This is a genomic window from Acerihabitans arboris, assembly GCF_010131535.1.
GTDB classification, from domain to species: domain Bacteria; phylum Pseudomonadota; class Gammaproteobacteria; order Enterobacterales; family Enterobacteriaceae; genus Acerihabitans; species Acerihabitans arboris.
The window spans coordinates 125,557-146,479 of record NZ_WUBS01000013.1 but is presented as its reverse complement, the minus strand read 5'-3'; the positions used below and the strand labels follow the sequence as shown (position 1 = coordinate 146,479).

Below are 20,923 nucleotides of genomic sequence, written 5' to 3'. Positions count from 1 at the left end.
CAATATCATGTCGTGTGAATTAAGAAAGAAAGACCGTACCGGCGTTATCAACCCGATATTCACCTGCCAGCCGGCGGGGGCGCAGTATGTCAGCATCGGTATCAAGGATTGTATCGGCATCGTCCATGGCGGCCAGGGGTGCGTGATGTTTGTGCGCCTGCTGATTTCCCAGCATTTGAAGGAGAGTTTTGAAATCGCCTCTTCTTCGGTGCATGAGGACGGCGCGGTATTCGGCGCGCTCGATCGCGTGGAGCAGGCGGTGGACGTGCTGCTGATGCGTTATCCCCATGTCAAGGTGGTGCCGATCATCACCACCTGTTCCACCGAGGTGATCGGCGACGACGTGGACGGCGTGGTGCGCAAGCTTAACGACGAGCTGCTAAAAGAGAAGTTTCCGGGCCGCGAGGTTCACCTGATCCCGATCCATACCCCCAGTTTTGTCGGCAGTATGGTCAGCGGCTACGATGTGGCGGTGCGGGATTTTGTTAAATATTTCGCCAAAAAAAGCGAGCCCAACGGCAAGCTTAACCTGATCACCGGCTGGGTCAACCCCGGCGACGTAACGGCGCTGAAGCATCTGCTGGCGGCGATGCAAATCGACGCCACCGTGCTGTTTGAAATTGAAGACTTCGATTCCCCGGTAATGCCCAGCGGCAATACGGTTTCCCACGGCAATACCACTATTGAGGATCTGGTGGGAACGGCCAATGCCCTGGGCACCATCGCGCTTAACCGTTATGAAGGGCGTAAGGCGGCGGATTACCTGGAGGAAAAATTTGCCATCCCCACCATTATCGGGCCTACGCCCATCGGCATCCGCAATACCGATACGTTGCTGCAAAACCTGCGGCGGCTCACCGGCAAGCCGATCCCGGAGTCGCTGGTGCGCGAACGCGGCATCGCCATCGACGCCCTGACCGACCTGGTGCATATGTTCCTGGCCGATAAGCGCGTGGCGATTTATGGCAACCCCGATCTGGTCATCGGACTGGCGGAGTTCTGCCTGGATCTGGAAATGAAGCCGGTACTGTTGCTGCTCGGCGACGATAATGCGTTTTACGCTACCGATCCCCGCATTATCGCGCTGCAGGAACAGGTGGACTACGACATGGAAATCATTACCAACGCCGACCTGTGGGAGTTGGAAAATCGTATTACCCATGAAGGGTTAAAGCTTGATCTGATCCTTGGGCATTCCAAAGGGCGTTTTACCGCCATCGATAACCAGATCCCCATGGTCAGGGTCGGGTTCCCCACCTACGATCGCGCCGGATTATGGCGTCATCCGGTAGTCGGCTACGCCGGGGCCATCTGGCTGGCGGAACAGTTCGCCAACGCGTTGTTTACCGATATGGAATATAAGAAAAACAAAGAGTGGATCCTTAACGTGTGGTAACCGGGGCGACGGCTTTATATAAGGATACAACCCGATGTCAAAACTGTTATTTGAATCCGATCGGCAAAAGTTTATCCGGCTGTCCCATGATGCCGAAGGCTATCACCGGCGGGCGGTGCTGTTCGCCGAACAGGCGCAGTCGCCGGGGCTGGTATTCAACGTAGCGTCGATTGCCGTGGAGTGTTATCTCATTGCGCTCTGCGCCTGGTACGGCAGCATGCCGTTTAACCACAACTATGCCAGCCTGATGGATACGGCGGAGGAGGTTATTCCCTTCGCGCCGGAATTAAGCCGCAGGATCCGCGCGCTGGATGAGATCTTCGGTATCTGCTCGCTGGAAAACTACCATCACGGCACCCCGACCCAGGCGGATTCGGTTGGCATTATCGCCATTTGCCGGGAGCTGTCGGAGATATTAACCGCTCTGGGAGCCCAGGGTTCCCAGGCCCAATAAAGGAAGGATATATGCAGTCGACAGACACGCGCGCGCCGGTGGGGCATCCGCACGGCGCCATGCGTCGCGATGAGCGGGAAATAACGCAACCCTCCGCAATAGCGGCCATCCTGGCGTCGGCCAAGGTAATGTATATCGCCCTGGCGGAGAACGATATTCCTTTTATGGTGCCGGTATTTTACGCCTGGGACGGCACGTCGCTCTATTTCCATTCCGCCAGGGCCGGCACCAAAATAGAGATGCTGAAAAGGAATAGTACCCTGTGTTTTGCCGTTTCAACCGAACAGGGCGTGGTGGAAGACGAGGTGATCTGTAATTTCGAGGCCAGGCACCGCACGGTGATCGGCCTGGGTAACGCGGTGTTTATCCAGGACGAGGCGGAAAAAATCGCCGCGCTTAACCTGATTGTCGCCCGCTTTAGCGATAAGGCCTGGACCTTTCCCGCCGCCAATGTGCGCGCCACCCTGGTGCTGCGCATCGATATCATCTCGATGAAGGGCAAACAACACGGCTTTTGAACTGGAGGGCAAGATGAAGATAGCGGTATTTATCGATGCCGGCGGCCGCGCCGCCTCGCTTTACCAGGCGGGCATCGTCAGGGTGTATGAATCCGATGCCGATGGATGGCGGCAGGAAAGGGATATTCCGTTTGCCTTGCATGAGCAGATGGGATTAAGTGAAATCAGGACCAGCACGCTTACGATGTTGACCGCCCTGGACGGCTGCCGCCATTTTGTCGCCACCGCCATTCACGGCGCCCTGCTGTCGTATTTTGACGGCATGGGCATTCATATGTGGCGGCTGAACGGGGAACCCGCCGGTTTCCTGACGCGCATCCAGCGGTTCGTGGAGGAGAACGCCCAGCGCCAACAGGCGGCGGTTCCCCGGGGATTTATCAAGCCGGGGCAGGGCGACGGGGAATATAACCTCAACCTGATCGACGCTTTGAAAAGCGATGGCGCCTTGACCTCTAAGCAGGTCCTGCTGCCTTTTTTTCGCCAGACGCCGTTTCGAAAAATCGAGATCGTCTGCGACCATTTGCCGAAATGGTTCCAACGTGAGCTGCCGGCGCTGAAGCTGGCGCTTACGATTGCGCAAAACGCCGACGGCCGCTGCCACGCCGTGGTGTTTCCCCTGCCGGACCGGACCTGAAATCCCGGGTACCAAATCGCACAATGTTGATTATCCATTGTCGTTTTTAATACAAAGCTCCCGCGACCGCCGGTCGGCCTGCGGGAATATAATGGCAAATCATATCGTTATATAATTTATTATATAACGAGTTGTGGCCGCCAACTTGCAACACTCTCTTCCAGGCAGGCAACCACGCGGAGGAAAGGTTAATGCACCCAATCAATTTAAATGAACCGGCGACCACCCGCCCAACGCTTGCCGAGTCGTTATCCTTTACCTGCCAGCTGGGTGAATGCCGCTCCGAGCTGCTGCCCCTGTTGTCCGAGGTGAGCAAGGTGGTCAGCGGGGAAGGGTCTTTATCCAAGACGCTCAAGCTGGTGCTGGAACTGATGCAAAAACATTTGCAGGTCACCCGGGCGATGATCTCGCTCTACGACGCCAGTTGCGATCAGATTTTTATCCATGAAAGCTTCGGCTTGACCAAGGATGAAATCGAAAAAGGCGTTTATTACCCGGGGGAAGGCATCACCGGCAAAGTGGTGGAAACCCGCCAGCCCATTATCGTCCCGGTGATTGCCGATGAGCCGTTGTTCCTCAATCGCACCGGCAGCTGGGATAAAACGGTCGATTGCCGTCTGTCGTTTATATGCGTGCCCATTATGCGCGGGATGAAAGTGATGGGGACTATTGGGGTGGAGCGTTTATACAATAACCGGCAACTGCTTTACCTGGATCTGGAGGTGCTGGCGATTATCGCCACCACTATCGCCCAGGCGGTGGAACTGCATTTGCTGGAGCGCGCCCATAAGCAGGTATTGCAGGCCCAGAGCGCCCGGCTGGATAAAGAGTTAAAGGAAAAATTCAAGCCGGCGAATATTATCGGCAATTCCAAGGCGATGCAGTCGGTTTACCGGATGATCGACAAGGTCAGCCATGCCCGCACCACCGTATTGATCCTCGGTGAAAGCGGGGTCGGCAAGGAACGGGTCGCCAGCGCCATTCATTACAACAGCAGCTGCGGCGGCGGCCCGTTTGTCAAATTCAACTGTGCCTCGTTACCGGAAAGCGTGATCGAAAGCGAATTGTTCGGCCATGAAAAAGGCGCGTTTACCGGCGCGGCGGCGCGGCGGGCAGGCCGGTTCGAGGAAGCCGACGGCGGCACGATTTTCCTGGACGAGGTGGGTGAACTGTCGCTCTCGGCGCAGGCCAAACTGCTGCGGGTTATCCAGGAGCGCTGCTTTGAGCGCCTGGGCAGCAACGAATCGATCAAGGTTAACGTGCGCATCCTGGCGGCGACGCACTGTGATTTAACCGCCATGGTGGCCAAGGGCACGTTTCGCGAGGACTTGTTCTACCGCCTGAACGTCTTCCCGATCACCATTCCACCGCTGCGCGAACGGGGCAACGATATCCTGATCCTGGCCGAACATTTCAACGCCTGGTTTGCCAAAGAGCAGCAGGCTGACGTGCCCGCCATTTCCACCCCCGCGCTTAATCTAATGCTGAACTACGATTGGCCGGGCAACGTGCGGGAACTGGAGAACATGATGGAGCGGGCGGTGTTGCTGGCGGAAGAGGGGGTGATCCACAGCTATCACCTGCCCGCCGCCCTGCAGCCGGCCGTGCTGGGCGAGCTGGGCGAGCAGTCGGGCCTGGAAGCCCGTTTATCCATGATGGAGTACGAGCTTATCGTCGAGGCGCTGGCGCGCTTCCAGGGCAATATGTCCAGGGCGGCCGCGCAGCTTGGCCTGACCCGGCGCATGCTCGGCCTGCGCATGGCCAAATATCAGCTGAACTATAAAGATTACCGGTGTGGAGATTAATATGGATTGTGCGGACAAGCTCGCCGCAGGGGGCGTGATGGGTAGGATTGCCATCCCGCGCTGCGCCAATGATGTTTGCCGGCCGGCGGGCCGGGGTGGCTCCCGCAAAGCGCGCGGCGGGCATGAGGTCGATCAGATCATCGCCCATTCCTTTGCCATGAAGCGCACCCTGTCGGCGGTGGCAAAAATCGCGCCCACCCGGTCCGCGGTGCTGCTGCGCGGCGAGCCTGGAACCGGCAAGGATGTCATCGCCCGGGCGATCCATATCCAGTCGCAACATCGCGCCGGCCCGTTTATCAAAGTCTGTTGCGATTATCTCGATAACGAGGACATCCTGCGGGAGTTGTTTGGGTGTGAAGCGGGGTTTTCCGGCTGCGCCGCCGGTTATCCCGGAGATATTTCGCTGGCCTCGGGCGGTACGCTGTTTATCAGCGAAATCGGCCATTTTTCCCTGCCGTTGCAAAAGCGGCTGCTGCGCATTTTACAGGAGCAGCGGTACAAGCCGCTCGGCGGCAAACATACCCTGCCCAGCGATGTCCGCATCATCTGCGCCACGGAAAAAAACCTGGAGCAGATGATGGCGCAGGGGACTTTTCTTGCCGAGCTGTATTACCGCATCCATATCGCCACCATTGCCCTGCCGTCCCTGCGTGAGCGTAAAGAGGATATCCCCGGCTTGGTGAACTATTTTTTTGAACGCTATAACCACGCTAACCATATGACGCTGTCGCTTACCGAGGACGCGCAGGCGCCGCTCTATTTGTGCCATTGGCCGGGGAATGTGCGTGATATCGAGAATTGCCTTGAGCATGCCGCCATACAGGCCCGGGAGGATGTGATCCATCAATTACCCTGCCTGTCCGGGCGCTGCTTCCGGCAGCGGCTGAACCAGCAAATCAGCCGGCAGCAGGAGACCGCCCCGCAGGAACCGGGCGGCGACGCGGCCTTCGCCCAGGCGGCGCCCTTATGGCCGGCGGAGACGATGCGCGCCATGCCCGCGACCACCATCGCGTCCCATGCCGATGATGAGGATTTGCGCTATCGCCTGGTGGCCGCCCTGGAAAAAAGCGGCGGAGTCAAGGCCAAAGCCGCCCGTTTGCTCCATGTCACCCCCAGGCAGCTTTATTACGCGTTGAAGAAACTGCACATCGAGGTAAAGAAATTCTAGCCGCGTTATCATGCCGGCGCATTACCGGTTTGCCGGCGTAAACTGATAAAGGATCGGTGCCCGCGCATCATGTTTTGAGGTTAATGAATTATTTCTTTTATAGGAGAAGAGTGTTTATTTATTTATTTCTCCTTTAACCAGTGAAGTGATTGCACCTTTATTTGATCTAACCGAAACAAAATTCTTATTACCGCCGACCCCGCTTGGGCGGTATTAAACGAGCGGGGGCGGTCAACATAGGGTTATGGGCCGGCCTGGCAAGAAATGTCCTAATTAATCAGTGTAATATAGCGTGCCGGCATCACTTGGAAGTGGGTGATCCTCTGATTTTCTTATGAGCGGTCATAACGTTTGTTTATAGTAGATAGATAGTGCGCAGATAGTATGGCAGACTGGGGGCGTGGGTTGTCGACATGGTCATTAACTCAAACCAATGGCAGCATTTTTGCCTGCTTTCATCCGAAAATTATGAAATAACAGTTCATATATTCGCCATACGAAAATAATTTTTTTTAGTTTTTAAATAGAATGAATGGCTGTCACATGACTGTCATATAGTGAAATATTTCACTTTTTTGACGATAATGCTGCCTATTGTGCTCCTTTTTAGGCTAAACACCTGTTGATTGTTTTCGCTTGTTGCGCCTCACAAAATGTGTAAATCCCTACAGGTTATATTGACGTATTGGTAAACTGTTGCCAAATTGGGAGCCTCGGAAGTCAGGAGGGGCAATGGATTGTTTGAATGGATCTACGCATTCAACGCGTCGGTCGGTGCTTTTCAATGGGCATCCCGGCATACTTTCCCTTCTTTAGTTCTGATGCCGCAAGGCACACTGCACAGACCGCAGCATTAAAAAAAACAGCGTCTGGCCGTACAACACACAACATCACACCACACAACGGAGCATAACGATGACAATTTCCTTGACCAAATCAGGGATACTGAAGGTCGGCATTAGCCTGGCGGCACTAGCCGTGGCGGCCAGCGTTCAGGCGAAAACTCTGGTCTATTGCTCAGAGGGCTCGCCTGAAGGGTTCAACCCGCAGTTATTCACTTCTGGCACCAGTTTTGACGCCAGTTCCGTGCCGATCTACAACCGTCTGGTCGATTTTAAACTGGGCACCACGGAAGTGATTCCGAGCCTGGCGGAAAAATGGGAAATCAGCGCCGATGGCAAAACCTATACTTTCCATCTGCGCAAAGGCGTGAAGTGGCAGGAAAGCAAGGATTTCAAACCGACCCGCGATTTTAACGCCGACGATGTGATCTTTTCCTTTATGCGGCAGAAAGATGCCAACAGCCCTTACCATAAAGTATCCGGCGGCAACTACGAATACTTTGACGGCATGGGCATGGGTGATTTGATTGCCAGCGTGGAAAAAGTCGACGACTACACCGTGCGCTTTAACCTGACCCGCGAGGAATCGCCGTTCCTGGCCGACCTGGCCATGGACTTCGCCTCCATCATGTCCGCCCAGTATGCCGATCTGATGCAAAAAGCGGGCACGCCGGAAAAAATCGATCTTAACCCGATCGGCACCGGTCCGTTCCAGCTGCTGCAGTACCAGAAAGATTCCCGCATCCTGTACAAAGCGTTTGAAAACTACTGGGGCACCAAGCCGAAAATCGATCGCCTGGTGTTCTCCATCACCCCGGACGCTTCCGTACGTTATGCCAAGCTGCAGAAAAACGAATGCCAGATCATGCCGTATCCTAATCCGGCCGACATCGCGCGCATGAAAGAAGACAAAACCATCAACCTGATGGAGCAGCCGGGTCTGAACGTGGGTTACCTGGCGTTTAACGTCGAGAAAAAACCGCTGGATAACCTGAAGGTTCGCCAGGCGCTGATCACCGCGGTAAACAAATCGGCCATCATCGACGCGGTATACCAGGGGGCCGGCCAGCCGGCGAAAAACCTGATCCCGCCGACCATGTGGAGCTATAACGACGCGGTGCAGGATTATGCTTACGATCCGGCCAAGGCGAAAGAGCTGCTGAAAGAAGCCGGTCTGCCCGATGGTTTCTCCATTGATTTGTGGGCTATGCCGGTACAGCGTCCCTACAACCCGAACGCCAGGCGCATGGCCGAGATGATTCAGTCCGACTGGGCTAAAATCGGCGTCAAGGCCAAGATCGTCAGCTACGAATGGGGCGAATACCTTAAGCGCGCCAAAGCCGGCGAGCATCAGTCGGTCATGATGGGCTGGACCGGGGACAATGGGGATCCGGATAACTTCTTCGCCACCCTCTTTAGCTGCGATGCGGCGAAAGACGGCTCCAACTATTCAAGATGGTGCTACAAGCCGTTTGAAGACCTGATCCAACCGGCGCGCAGTACCTCCGATCATGCAAAACGCGTCGACCTGTACAAACAGGCCCAGGTGGTAATGCACGATCAGGCGCCCGCGCTCATCGTTGCCCATTCTACGGTATACGAGCCGGTGCGTAAGGAAGTTAAGGGTTATATCGTCGATCCATTGGGTAAACATCATTTCGAGAACGTATCTTTAGACTAAAGGTCATTTAACCCCCCATACCCTGTAGGGAGCTTCCCCCACCTCAGCGGGAAGCGGGAATATTCTCCGGTGCCGCACCGGGGAAGGTATCGCGCCAGCGAGGCCACGGGGGATTCCTGAAGATGTGAGCTTTGATAACCCGGGCGCGTAATGCGCCCGGGTAAACTATCTACAGAAACAGAGAGTTCGGAATATGTTGCAGTTCATACTCCGACGTTTGGGACTCGTAATCCCGACGTTTATTGGTATTACTTTACTGACGTTTGCGTTTGTCCATATGATCCCCGGCGATCCGGTGCTGATCATGGCGGGCGAGCGTGGAATGTCCCCCGAGCGCCACGCCCAGATGATGGCGCAGCTGGGACTGGATAAACCTTTATTTCAGCAATATGTGAATTATGTCGTCGGCATCATGCACGGTGACCTGGGCATTTCGCTTAAAAGCCGCATCCCCGTCTGGCAGGAATTCGTGCCGCGTTTCCAGGCAACCCTGGAACTGGGGGTTTGCGCGATGATTTTTGCCGTGCTGGTTGGTATCCCCGCCGGGGTGCTGGCGGCGGTCAAGCGCGGTTCGCTGTTTGATCATACCGCGGTCAGCGTCTCGCTGGCCGGCTATTCGATGCCGATTTTCTGGTGGGGCATGATGCTTATCATGCTGGTGTCGGTGCACTTTAATCTCACGCCGGTGTCCGGGCGGGTGGGCGACACGGTATTCCTGGACGACAGCATGCCGCTCACCGGTTTTATGCTGATCGATACCCTGATCTGGGGACAACCGGGGGATTTCAAGGATGCCGTGATGCATATGATCCTGCCGGCCATCGTGCTCGGCACTATCCCGCTGGCGGTGATTGTGCGCATGACCCGTTCGGCGATGCTGGAAGTGCTGAGCGAGGATTATATCCGCACCGCCCGCGCCAAGGGCCTGAGTCGCATGCGCGTCATCATTGTCCATGCCCTGCGCAACGCCCTGTTGCCGGTGGTGACGGTCATCGGCCTGCAGGTCGGCACCCTGCTGGCGGGCGCTATCCTGACGGAAACGATTTTCTCCTGGCCGGGATTGGGCCGCTGGCTGATCGAGGCCTTGCAACGCCGTGATTATCCGGTGGTACAGGGCGGGGTGTTATTGGTGGCGATCCTGATTATTGTGGTGAACCTGCTGGTGGACGTGCTGTACGGCGTGGTTAACCCGCGTATTCGCCACAAGAAATAGGGGAATGGAAAATGACTGAAATCTCTGAGCCGGTGATAACCGGCGCACCGAAGCCCATGACCCCGCTCCAGGAGTTCTGGCACTATTTTAAACGCAATAAAGGCGCGGTGATCGGCCTGGCCTATATCGTCCTGATGTTTGTCATCGCCATCGGCGCCGGGGTAATCGCGCCCCATGGCCCGGCGGAGCAGTTCCGCGAGGCGTTGCTGCGCCCGCCGGTATGGATGGAGGGCGGCAGCTGGCAGTTCATCCTGGGCACCGATGACGTCGGGCGCGATATCATGACCCGCCTGATGTACGGCGCGCGTCTTTCCCTGCTGGTCGGCTGCCTGGTGGTGGCGCTGTCGCTGATTTTCGGCGTGATCTTCGGCCTGCTGTCCGGCTACATCGGCGGACTGGTGGACGTGGCCATCATGCGGGTGGTGGATATCATGCTGGCGTTGCCCAGCCTGCTGCTGGCTCTGGTGCTGGTGGCCATCTTCGGCCCCTCCATCGTCAACGCCTCGCTGGCGCTGACGTTCGTCGCCCTGCCGCATTACGTGCGCCTGACGCGCGCGGCGGTATTGGGCGAGGTGAACCGCGATTACGTGACCGCCTCGGGCGTGGCCGGCGCGGGCCCCATGCGCCAGATGTTCATCAATATTCTTCCCAACTGCCTGGCGCCCCTGATCGTGCAGGCTTCGTTAGGCTTCTCCAATGCCATCCTTGACATGGCCGCGTTGGGCTTCCTGGGCATGGGCGCGCAGCCGCCGACACCGGAGTGGGGCACCATGCTCTCCGATGTACTGCAGTTTGCGCAGAGTGCCTGGTGGGTGGTGACCTTCCCGGGGGTCATTATCCTGCTCACCGTTTTAGCCTTTAATTTGATGGGGGACGGGCTGCGCGACGCGCTCGACCCCAAACTCAAGCAGTAACGAGGAAGCAATGGCGTTATTAACCATAGATAAACTATCGGTACATTTCGGTGATGAAGGGACACCGTTTCGTGCCGTCGACCGCATCAGCTACCAGGTGGAACAAGGCCAGGTAGTGGGCATTGTCGGTGAGTCCGGCTCCGGCAAGTCGGTCAGTTCGCTGGCCATCATGGGCCTGATTGATTTTCCCGGCCGCGTCATGGCGGAAAACCTGGTGTTCAACGGCCGTGATTTGCAGAAAATCTCCGGCAACGAGCGCCGCCAGCTGATTGGCGCCGACATTGCCATGATTTTCCAGGACCCGATGACCAGCCTCAATCCCTGCTACACCGTCGGTTTCCAGATCATGGAAGCCATCAAGGTGCACCAGGGCGGCAACCGCCGCACCCGCCGCCAGCGCGCCATCGACTTGCTGACTCTGGTGGGTATTCCCGCGCCGGCATCCAGGCTGGACGTCTATCCGCACCAGTTGTCCGGCGGCATGAGCCAGCGCGTGATGATCGCCATGGCGATTGCCTGCCGTCCCAAGCTGCTGATCGCCGATGAGCCCACCACCGCGCTGGATGTGACCATCCAGGCGCAGATTATCGAGCTGCTGCTGGATTTACAGCAGCGGGAAAACATGGCGCTGGTGTTGATTACCCATGACCTGGCGCTGGTGGCCGAAGCGGCGCATCATATTATCGTGATGTACGCCGGCCAGGTGGTGGAGACCGGCAAGGCGACCGAAATCTTCCGCGCGCCGCGCCATCCCTACACCCAGGCGCTGCTGCGCTCGCTGCCGGAATTCGCCGCCGACAAGGCCCGGCTGGCTTCGTTGCCCGGCATGGTGCCCGGTAAATATGACCGTCCCACGGGCTGCCTGCTGAACCCGCGCTGTCCCTACGCCACCGATTACTGCCGCCAGGTGGAGCCGGAGCTGCGGGACCTGCCGGATCGTCAGTCAAAATGTCACTATCCGCTGGATGATGCGGGGAGACCCACCCGATGAGCGAGACTATTTACGATCCGCAGGCAACCGCGTTACTGCATGCGGTCGATTTAAAGAAATACTACCCGGTTAAAAAAGGCTTGTTCGGCAAGGAAATCATGGTCAAGGCCCTGGACGGGGTGTCCTTTACCCTGGAGCGCGGCAAGACGCTGGCGGTGGTCGGCGAGTCCGGCTGCGGCAAATCCACCCTCGGCCGCCTGTTGACCATGATCGAAACGCCTACCGGCGGGCAGCTGCATTACCTGGGGCAAGATCTGTTAAAACCCGATGTCACCGCCGCGCATCTGCGCCGCCAGAAGATCCAGATTGTGTTCCAGAACCCCTACGGCTCGTTGAACCCGCGCAAGAAGGTGGGACAAATCCTCGAGGAGCCGCTGCAAATCAATACCTCGCTTAACCGCGCTGAACGCCGCGACAAAGCGTTGGCGATGATGGCGAAGGTGGGGCTGCGCACCGAGTACTACGATCGTTATCCGCATATGTTTTCCGGCGGCCAGCGCCAGCGTATCGCCATTGCCCGCGGGCTGATGCTCGACCCCGACGTGGTGATCGCCGATGAGCCGGTATCGGCCCTTGACGTGTCGGTCCGCGCCCAGGTGCTGAACCTGATGATGGATCTGCAGCAGGATATGGGGCTGTCGTATGTGTTTATTTCCCACGATCTGTCGGTGGTGGAGCATATTGCCGACGAGGTGATGGTGATGTATTTGGGCCGCTGCGTGGAGAAGGGCAGCAAGGAGGCGATTTTCAGCAATCCGCGCCACCCCTACACCCAGGCGCTGCTGTCGGCCACCCCCAGGCTGAACCCGGATTTGCGCCGCGAGCGCATCAAGCTGACCGGCGAGCTGCCCAGCCCGCTGAATCCGCCGCCGGGATGCGCCTTCAGCGCCCGCTGCCGCCGCCGTTTCGGTACCTGTACCGAACTGCAGCCGCAGCTTAAGCGCTACGGCGACCAACTGGTGGCGTGCTTCGCCGTCGATCAGGATGAGGCGCAGGGCATTCGCTGAATGTGATGACATAAACGTGCTGGCGGGCATGATGGGATGCTTCTTGCCCGTCATGCCGACGGCAGCCTGGACCGAAAAAAATTCACAGATAAAAAAAATGACGCCGCAAATCATCATTGATGATTTGCGGCGTCACTTCGATATCTATCACATCCGTGGATGGCAAAAAACGCAAAGAGCTGGACCTGGTGTTACCAGCTGATTTTACTGGTGACGCTATTGTCAGCGCCACCGATCGGACTCATGGTAATTTCTTCCCGCTTCATTTCAGCGACCAGTATGTCAGCATCCGCAGGCTGGCGGAGTAGTAGTCTTCCTGTGGCTGAATATTGTCGTTAACCTGCGCGCCGTTGGCCATGATGGCGTCGCGGATGGCCAGCATGCCCGGCGACAGCATGAAATCGGCCTTGGCGCCGCTCAGCACATCCACCCAGGCGGGCGTGGCCAGCCGGTCGAACTGGCGCCAGTAGGCGACGTAGGGCCCAAGCGACAGGCTGTTGCGCTGCGCCCAGTTGATATACAGCGGGATGCGCACGGCGTCAAAGCTGAAGCGCGACGGCCAGCGATCGGCGGGAGATAAGGCGCCGTCCGCCCGCAGGGTCACCCAATCGGTGGGCAACTGCGGGTCGCCAAAGCGCATCCGTCCCAGAAGTTTCAGGGAATCGGTGGTTAAATCGTTCCACACCTTAAGGTGGCCGGCCTGGTAAAACGCCTGCCAGGCGGGGAAAACAAAATAGGACGGGTTGAGCGTCACCGAACTGTTCTGGTTAAATCCCGACGCTCCCGGCAGCAGCAGGCTGTAGCCGGCGAACTTAATCACGTTGTGCTTAACGATCGCCGCCTGGAGCGCATTGGACGCCGCGGTATATTGCGGTTGCTGCCACTTCTGGCCGGCCTGCAGCAGCGCCCAGGCAATCAGGGTGTCGCCGTCGGAGGCATTGTTGAGATCGGCCACCGGCGGGGTGGCTGCGGGATCGTAGCGCCAGGAGTACAGCCCGATATCTTTGCGGTACAGATGCTGGTTGGTCCATTTCAGCAGGGTATCGAAGGTGGCGCGGTCATTATAGTTAACCGCCAGCAGCATGGCGTAGCCCTGGCCTTCGGTATGGCTGACATTGTGGTTGCCGGTGTCGATAATGCGGCCTTCCGGCAGCATATAGCGGCTTTTATAATGTTGCCAGCCGGCGCTGTCGGCTTGCGCGGCGCCCGTCAGCAGTGTAAAAATCAAACCGAGCAGCAATGATAGATGGCGGGCAAAATTCATGACGCTAATCCCTTAAATGCTGTTTTGATAACTAAAGGTCATTATGCCTTCCGCGCTGTCTGGTTGCCAACGCAGCGCGACATGAGGCTGTCCGCCCTGGGCTGATAACCATTCAGCATAGGCGCCTTCAAGGACCGCCGCCAGTCCGGCGGTCCATTCCTCCTCCCGCGCCCCGGGCGCGGCGGCGGGAAACGCATGATGCGCCAGCGTAAGGCAGGTCTCGCCCGGCTGCAGCTGCACGAAGCCCCAATGGAAATCGGACCACAGCCGGTTCAGGCTGTCCTCCAGATCCCCGACCGTTTCGGCATGGGGCAACGGGAAGCGTCCGGCCAACTGGCTGCCCATCAAATTCAGGAACTGCCGGCGGTCTTCGTCGCCGGCGTTGGCGGTAATGCCGGATATCATGATATCCAGCAGATCCTGCCAGCCGGCCTGGCATTGCCGCCGGCGGAAATAGTCCAGCTCGGGAGTTGTGTCAGGCATATCCTGCATACTTATTTACCACCCAATAAATATTTGAAGTACACCAGCGCGGTGCTCTCGGAGTAGTCGCCAAAGGTGTCGTAACCCACCTGGCCGCCCACCGCCATGTTGGGATTGATCTTATAACTGCCGTTGGCATGCACGTTATAGCTGACGCCGTTTTCATTACGGGCGTCGTAATAGGCGGAATCGGCGTAACCGGCGGCGACCAGGGATTCCAGCGCGGTTTGCAGGGCCGGATTATTCGGGTAATAGGCGCTTTTATCCTGGGAATAGGATTGATAGCCCACCGAGCCGCCGAGCGTCAGGTCCCAATCGTCGTACTTTTGGGTGTAATCCACCGGCAGCGAGACGCTGATATAGTTTTGCGGGCTGAAATAACCGCCCTGGCCGTAGCTGTAATAGCTCAGGTTTTTATCATAGTCCATGAAGGTGATATTAATACCGGTCTTCACCTCGCTATGATCCTCGCGCAACGGGCGCACATAGAAGCCCGCCGAGGAGGTGATGCCGGTATTGCCGGGAATATTCTCGCCCAGGTAGCTATAACCGCCGATGCCGGCGTATAAACCCGCGTCGCCGTCGTCGTAGGAATATTGCACCCCGCCGCCGTTCTTGGTGACCTGGCCCCATTTTTTACCGGTAATTTTATCCCGGGTGCCCACGTAGGCAAGCAGGCTGTCGGTTACCGCGCGCCGCTCGGCGGTGAAGATAAGCTTACTGAAGTTACTCAGGCTGGGCGACCACTGCAGGCCGCCCACCAGCGAACTCAGATCCTCGCCCAGCGGCGTGGTGCCCACATCGGCTTTATAGCTGTCGCCGCTGAGCGCCAGGTTGACTTCCACGCCGGAGGCTTTTTGCGCACCGGAAGAATCGGCGACGTAATCGCCGGAGTTGACGGAGGAGGCGGCGTCCGACGTGGAGGACGTCGTGGTGGTGGTGGTGCTTGACGTGCCGTCCGAGCCGGTGGTGGTGGACGTGGTGGTGGTCGACGTCGTGGCGCCGGCGGTGGCGGTGGCGGCCGCGGTGGCGGCTTCCACCAGCCTGGCCTGTTGCAGCGCGCCGGTGCCGAAGCGGTTGCTGACCGTGCCGCTGGTGGAGCCGGAGTCCAGCGATACCGGCGTTACCGTCAGCTTCAGCCGCGAGCTGTCGAACGGCACGCCGGACAGCACCAGCGGCGCCTTGATTTCCGTCAGTCCGCTCAGGCCGCTTTCACCGTCGCGCGAGCGGATGCCCACATCGCCCTCGACCCAGGTGGCGGTTTTTTGCTGCTCCTGATCGAGCAACTGGTTGATTTGTTTCAGCGTACGATCTTCCGGCGTCTCGGCGTTGGCCGACGCCAGCGTCATGCCGGTCAGCGGCAGCGGCGACACGGTATCGGAACGCTGCCAGGGCAAAACGGTGCCGTAAGCGGACGCGGTGCGCGGCGCCGTCGCGGCCGCGCTTTTGTTGACAAAGGGATTATCGGCGGTTTCCAGCCCGCCGATCACCGGCGCGCCGCCGGGCCCGGCGGTATTGAGGCCGATTATCCGGCCTTTGGCCGAGCGCAGCAGGGCAATGGCCTGCTCATGATCCCCGGCCGCCTCGGCAATCCGCGCTTCAAGCACCATGCGGTCCACCGAGCGCGGGCCCTGCATGCCGGCCACCAGCCGCTTGGCGCGCCCGATATCGCCCTGCGCCAGCGCGGCGTTGGCCGCGCCTTCACGGGCGCCTTCGTTTTGCGGATCGCGCACCAGCACATAATCATAGACCCGCGCCGCCTGCTCGTTCATTTTGCCGGACTGGTAGAGGCGCGCCATGGCCAGCATCAGGTCGACGTTCTGCGGGTCGCTTTGCATCGCCACGATCAGCTTATCGTAGGCCGCAGCGTACTGGCCGCGCGCGCGCAGTTCATCCGCCTGGTTGATCACCGACCCCTGGCGAATGCGGCTCAGCTCGGCCGGCGTGCTGTTGGCCAGGATGCTCGGGTTATTCATCCAGGCTTCCGCTTCGGCGGTCAGGCCCGCCTGGTTCAGCACGCCCACCTGGGCGGCATAATCGCCGGCCGTGCCGTTAACGCCGGCGCGCATATTATTACGTACCAGCGCCACCGCGGCGGCGCTGTCGCCCAGGGCCATCAGGTCCTGCGCCAGCTTGCCGGCATCGGCCGGCGCGCTGGGCGGCGTTTGCGCCAGGGCGCGCAGGGTATTTAACGCCGCGGTGCGGTTGCCCTGCTGCATATAGCGCTCGGCGCCGGACATCTGCTGGTTAAAATTTACCCGCACGGCCAGATCGCGCATGGCGCGGTTACGGCGGCTTTCGGGGATATAGGCCAGCAGCTGTGACGCCACCGCCCAACGCTGGGTTTCGCTGGCGAACAAGGCGGCGGCGTACAGATTATCCGCCGGCGCGCCACGTTGACCGGCGGCGGCCAGCAGGGCCTGCGCCTGGGCGCTGTCGCCCTGTTTTTGCAGGATGCGCGCCATATCCAGGCGCACCCAGATATTGGACGGCTGTTTTTCCAGCGCCTGCTGCAACAAACTCAAGGCCCGCTGCGGATCGCCCGCCTGCGCCGCCTGGCGGCGCAAGGGGTCCACGCTTACGGCGCCCGCCGCCACCTGCGGGCGCTTGTCCGCCGGAATCGTCGCCAACACCTGCTGCGCTTCGGCGGTTTTATCGGCCTGGCGCAGGGTGTAGTACAACCCCAGCTTGGTATCGGTATTTTGCGGATCGTTCGACAGCGCGGAGCGATAGGTCTGCTCCGCGCCGGCCAGGTCGCCCCGGCGGCGCAATACGTCGGCGCGGAACAGCTCCGCCGATATGCCCTTGCTCCCTTCCGCCTGCGCCAGCGGCGCGCTGAGGGTTAACGCCGTATTCAGATCGCCGGACGAGACCGCGCCCTTGGCTTTGTTCAGCTCACCGTAAAAATGGGCGTCCTTGGCAAGCGAGGCCCATTGCGCGCTGTTCGGGCCGCCTTGTTTCACCGCCTGGTTAAGATAGTTTTCCGCCGCGCTGAAATCGCCGCCGCGCATGGCGATATACCCCAATCCCGCCAGGGCGTCGCCGTCGTTGGGGTTGGTGGTCAGCACCGCCTCGAACCGGCTGCGCGCCGCCGCAAGATCGCCGCTGTTAAGAGCGCTATAACCCTCTCCTTTTTCAGCGCCGCCCACGCTTTGCTGGAAATGCCGTAACACCGCGCCGTCGCTGGGATGGCGCTGCATATAATCGTCATAGGCGGTTTTGTCGCCGGGCTGCGGCGCCATCCAGATCAGCGCCTGGCGCAGGGCGTTGTCCGCCGCTTTGCTATTGGCGGCCATCGGCGACAGCAGGCCGATCCCTTCGCGCCGGGTATTTTCGTCGTAGGTAAGGATCCGCCCCAATGCCAGTTTGGCGGCCGCATCGGACGGCTGCTGGCCGACGCGGCTGCGCAGGCCGGCGATGGCGTCCGGACGTGACGCGGGTATCCCGGCCAGGGTTTCGTAATATTCCACCGCCAGGCTGTCCAGGGGCTGGTTGCCCTGGAACAGGGTACGGTAGCTGTCAAGGGCGCGGGCGGTGTTGCCCTGCGCCGCCAATTGCCGGGCATTGGCTAACTGGGTGGGCGATATGGTTTGCAATACGCTGGCGCTGTCGAGGTTTTGCAACCGCGCGTCGTTGGGCGAGGCCTTGACCAGCCGCTGGCGCCATTTCTGGGCCTCGGCCTTCTGTCCGTCGCGCAGCGCGTAGAGTGAGAGCAGATAAAGCGCATCGGCGTTATTCTCATCCACCGCCAGGATTTTCTGCAAAGACTCCTGAGCCAGGTCGTTATGGGCTTTTTCATGCCAATAGGCCGCCTGCTGCAGCAGTGCGTTGATGGCCGGGCTGTTATCCGCCGCCTGCGCCAGGGCGGAAAAAAGCGACAGGCCCGCCAGGCCGGCGACATACAGCGTTTTTAAGTCTTTTTTGATTTGCCGTTTCATCTTCTCTTACCCATATGGCCCAGACAGGCAACACTGCTTGTAAATACGGTTATTTGTTCGCACTATTGGCCAGGCGTTTAGCCGCATGCCGTGCCAGCAGAACATAAATGCAACTTCCTATCAGCACCGCGAACGCCAGGCCACCTAAAGAAAGGAAAATAATATGCTGGTTGGCATACCAAATGATCATCATGTACCAGGGCATTTCGCCGCTGGGGAACTGGTTGCCGACGGAAAAGCTTTTTACCCCATTTTCGGCGTTGATCACCGCGATGTCGCCGCGAATTCCCGCATTAATGACCGGCAACTGCAGGTCACCGTTTAAATGCGCCAACTGGCCGCTGTCGGTGGCCGTGGCCATTACCACCACCCGGTTGCCGGCCCAGGGTGAGGTGAAACTCAGGAAACCCCGCCACGCGTCGGTGGACGCCAGGTAACGGTCCGCCTCCACCCCCTGACGGAAGAAACGTCCGGTAACATAGCGTTTCAAGGTATCGGTCAGGGTCTCTGCTTTTACCGATAGCAGGCCGTTGCGCATTTCATAGGGCGAACCGGCCAGCAGATCGCGCACCAGATCGGTCTGCCTGAGCGAGGCGAAGGCGAGGATATCCTTGTCCGCCAGGGGGATCGCGCCGGCCCCGTGGTCTTGCAGGCCCAGGCGCACATCCACGCGATTAAGCGGGATGCCGGTGGCGTTGCCGGCCCGGGCGGCCATGGCCAGCAGCGTGGCGATTTCACCCGCTTCCGGTTTGGCGGGCAGTAGCATTAGCGTTTGGGAGAAATCCGCCAGCCGGCTGAAGGGGAATGACGCGCCGACATAATAGGACAGGTTTGGCAACATCGTAAAATGGTGCGTCCGGCTCAGGTCGATAGTCGAGTCGGGGTCGATGCGGCTTTTGATATTATTGCTGGTCAGCAGGCTGCAGGGCGCGTCCGCCTTGGGCTTGAGGGCAAAATAAAACTCCATTTGGTTATCGCCATAAATCAAATAGGGCGCCAGCTGCAGGTTGAAGGTTTCCTGGCGGGTATCGCCGCCCAGCATGCGCCAGGCGGTTTCCACCAGGCCGTGTTTGTTCACCGGCAAACTGTGGAGGAACGTCCCGTTAAGCGTAATGCTTAGCTGAGACAAATCCTCGTCAATCCAGGTCTCGATAGGGAAACGGTAATCAATTTTTACCGGTATGGAATCGCCATCCCACATAAACAGATCCGGGGCGGCGCGAAAGCCGATGCGGATGCCGTCATGATACAGGCCGTTGGCGGTAAGCGCCGCCGGGCTTTGCGCCAGATCTTTCAGGTAGACCGGCTTGGTGGTATCAATCCAGCGCGGGGCATCATAGGGTTGGCGTAACGGAATGGCCTGGTTCTGCACCCGGATCACGTCCTGCCTGGGCGGCAGCGGCGACGAAATCAGGCGATAGGCGGCCTGGCGCATTTCGTTGCCGTTGCGCCCGACTACCAATAATAATTTATATACCGGATTGAGCGGGTTATCGATCATCTGCAACGTGGGACCGGTAACCTGGGGCAGGGTGATGTCGGCGATTTTTTCGCCGGGCTCGCCGAACAGAATGCCGTTTTGCGGCGGCAGCTGGTTCAGATGCACCGGGAAATCCATATTACGGTAACTGGACAACAGGCCGAAATAGGACGCCAGCATACTGGCGGCCGCCACCGAGTCGGATTTGACCGTCTGGCTGAAGATAAACGCCACCGACGAGCCTTTCATCGACAACGGATCGTAAAAAGGACGGGGAAAATGGCTCAGGTCGCGGCCGATGTCCAGTATCTGGCTGCTCAGCTGCAGATGGCTGGCGGGCAGGATGGTCACCCAATATTTGTCCGACAGGTCCCGCTCGCAGGTCAGGGTATTATCGTCATTGACGCTAAAGCTCAGGTTATTGTTGCTGACAATCATCGCCGCCGGGATATCCAGCTCATAGACATTATCCGTGGCGTTGGCCTGGCTGAGAGCCACATTGCCCAGTTCCTGGCCGTTGAGCATCAGGCGCAGGCTGGTATCGCGGGCGGCGAGGGCCGGGGATACCTTCAGCGCCAGAAACAACCGGGCGGTGGTGGCCACCTGGTCGCGCGGCAGGGTAAACACAATCCCGGATTGCAGCTGGCCGCCGCTCAGGGTCAGGCCGTTCGGCTGGCCCATATTGGCGACGCTGATGGTATCGTCGCTAATGGGGGTGACCTGCGCAAGCTGGTTATCGATATTTTGGCCCGCCGCGCCGGCGGAGGCATCCTGCGGCGCCACGCTTATCACCGGCGGAGGGAAATCCATCGGCAGGCCGTGGGCGGGGGGCGCGCCGGCATCCGGCAAGGTTGACTGCGCGCCGCCATCCGCCGCCGCGTTGGCGCCGGAGGCGGGATCGTTGGTCGATTTCGCTGCTGCGGATTGGCCGGCCGAGGCGTCACCGGACTGAACGCCCGCGCCATCATTGCCCTGCGGCGCCGGCAGCGGCGGCAGATGATAAACCGGCGCGGCGGGCGCCGGCGGATCGGCGGCAAAGGCCGATCTAATGCATGCCGTGGCCCCGAAGCCGCCCAGGGCTGCGATGAGCATAAAAAAGTGGGCTATCTTCCTGATACGAAATGGCATTCGATGA

The 20,923-nt window shown here is 59.1% G+C and carries 16 protein-coding genes; 12 read left to right on the top strand and 4 right to left on the bottom strand.

Going from position 1 to position 20,923, the window contains the following annotated elements:
- The first annotated feature begins 7 nt into the window (after positions 1–7).
- The 12 genes from anfK (at position 8) to GRH90_RS26060 (ending at position 12,825) form a co-directional block, all read left to right on the top strand.
- Positions 8–1,396: a Fe-only nitrogenase subunit beta gene (anfK, locus tag GRH90_RS18065; protein ID WP_162367354.1), complete on the top strand. Its 1,389-nt coding sequence runs from the start codon at positions 8–10 to the stop codon at positions 1,394–1,396.
- A gap of 34 nt (positions 1,397–1,430) precedes the next feature.
- Complete coding sequence (locus GRH90_RS18060; protein ID WP_162367353.1) at positions 1,431–1,850, top strand: hypothetical protein; 420 nt, start codon at positions 1,431–1,433, stop codon at positions 1,848–1,850.
- Positions 1,851–1,861: 11 nt separating this feature from the next.
- Entirely contained in the window at positions 1,862–2,368 is a 507-nt protein-coding gene (locus GRH90_RS18055) for a pyridoxamine 5'-phosphate oxidase family protein (RefSeq protein WP_246236127.1), read from the top strand.
- 13 nt (positions 2,369–2,381) lie between these two features.
- Positions 2,382–3,002, top strand: a complete 621-nt coding sequence (anfO, locus tag GRH90_RS18050; protein WP_162367352.1) for a Fe-only nitrogenase accessory protein AnfO — start codon at positions 2,382–2,384, stop codon at positions 3,000–3,002.
- Between the two features lie 191 nt (positions 3,003–3,193).
- Positions 3,194–4,807: a sigma 54-interacting transcriptional regulator gene (locus GRH90_RS26540; protein WP_162367351.1), complete on the top strand. Its 1,614-nt coding sequence runs from the start codon at positions 3,194–3,196 to the stop codon at positions 4,805–4,807.
- Between the two features lie 37 nt (positions 4,808–4,844).
- Entirely contained in the window at positions 4,845–5,975 is a 1,131-nt protein-coding gene (locus GRH90_RS18040) for a sigma 54-interacting transcriptional regulator (protein WP_162367350.1), read from the top strand.
- Positions 5,976–6,890: 915 nt separating this feature from the next.
- Positions 6,891–8,498, top strand: a complete 1,608-nt coding sequence (dppA, locus tag GRH90_RS18035; protein WP_162367349.1) for a dipeptide ABC transporter periplasmic-binding protein DppA — start codon at positions 6,891–6,893, stop codon at positions 8,496–8,498.
- A gap of 193 nt (positions 8,499–8,691) precedes the next feature.
- A complete protein-coding gene (gene dppB, locus GRH90_RS18030) occupies positions 8,692–9,711 on the top strand; it encodes a dipeptide ABC transporter permease DppB (RefSeq protein WP_162367348.1) in 1,020 nt (339 codons plus the stop codon).
- An 11-nt stretch (positions 9,712–9,722) separates the two neighbouring features.
- Positions 9,723–10,625, top strand: coding sequence for a dipeptide ABC transporter permease DppC (gene dppC, locus GRH90_RS18025; protein WP_162367347.1), 903 nt, complete (start codon positions 9,723–9,725; stop codon positions 10,623–10,625).
- Between the two features lie 10 nt (positions 10,626–10,635).
- Positions 10,636–11,616, top strand: a complete 981-nt coding sequence (gene dppD / locus GRH90_RS18020; protein WP_162367346.1) for a dipeptide ABC transporter ATP-binding protein — start codon at positions 10,636–10,638, stop codon at positions 11,614–11,616.
- Entirely contained in the window at positions 11,613–12,623 is a 1,011-nt protein-coding gene (dppF, locus tag GRH90_RS18015) for a dipeptide ABC transporter ATP-binding subunit DppF (RefSeq protein WP_162367345.1), read from the top strand. The genes dppD and dppF overlap by 4 nt, the downstream gene beginning before the upstream one ends.
- A 16-nt stretch (positions 12,624–12,639) precedes the next feature.
- Positions 12,640–12,825: a hypothetical protein gene (locus tag GRH90_RS26060; protein WP_218586262.1), complete on the top strand. Its 186-nt coding sequence runs from the start codon at positions 12,640–12,642 to the stop codon at positions 12,823–12,825.
- A 60-nt stretch (positions 12,826–12,885) separates the two neighbouring features.
- Here the strand turns inward: GRH90_RS26060 and GRH90_RS18010 are convergent, their stop codons facing one another.
- The 4 genes from GRH90_RS18010 to bcsB are packed head-to-tail and all read right to left on the bottom strand — an operon-like array spanning position 12,886 to position 20,916.
- The gene (locus GRH90_RS18010) at positions 12,886–13,887 is read right to left on the bottom strand and encodes a family 8 glycosyl hydrolase (RefSeq protein WP_162367344.1); all 1,002 of its coding nucleotides are present in this window, start codon (positions 13,885–13,887) and stop codon (positions 12,886–12,888) included.
- A 12-nt stretch (positions 13,888–13,899) separates the two neighbouring features.
- Positions 13,900–14,370, bottom strand: coding sequence for a cellulose biosynthesis protein BcsD (gene bcsD, locus GRH90_RS18005; RefSeq protein ID WP_162367343.1), 471 nt, complete (start codon positions 14,368–14,370; stop codon positions 13,900–13,902).
- A gap of 11 nt (positions 14,371–14,381) precedes the next feature.
- Positions 14,382–18,308, bottom strand: coding sequence for a cellulose biosynthesis protein BcsC (locus GRH90_RS18000; RefSeq protein WP_162367342.1), 3,927 nt, complete (start codon positions 18,306–18,308; stop codon positions 14,382–14,384).
- Positions 18,309–18,357: 49 nt separating this feature from the next.
- A complete protein-coding gene (gene bcsB, locus GRH90_RS17995) occupies positions 18,358–20,916 on the bottom strand; it encodes a cellulose biosynthesis cyclic di-GMP-binding regulatory protein BcsB (RefSeq protein WP_246236125.1) in 2,559 nt (852 codons plus the stop codon).
- Between the last annotated feature and the right edge of the window lie 7 nt (positions 20,917–20,923).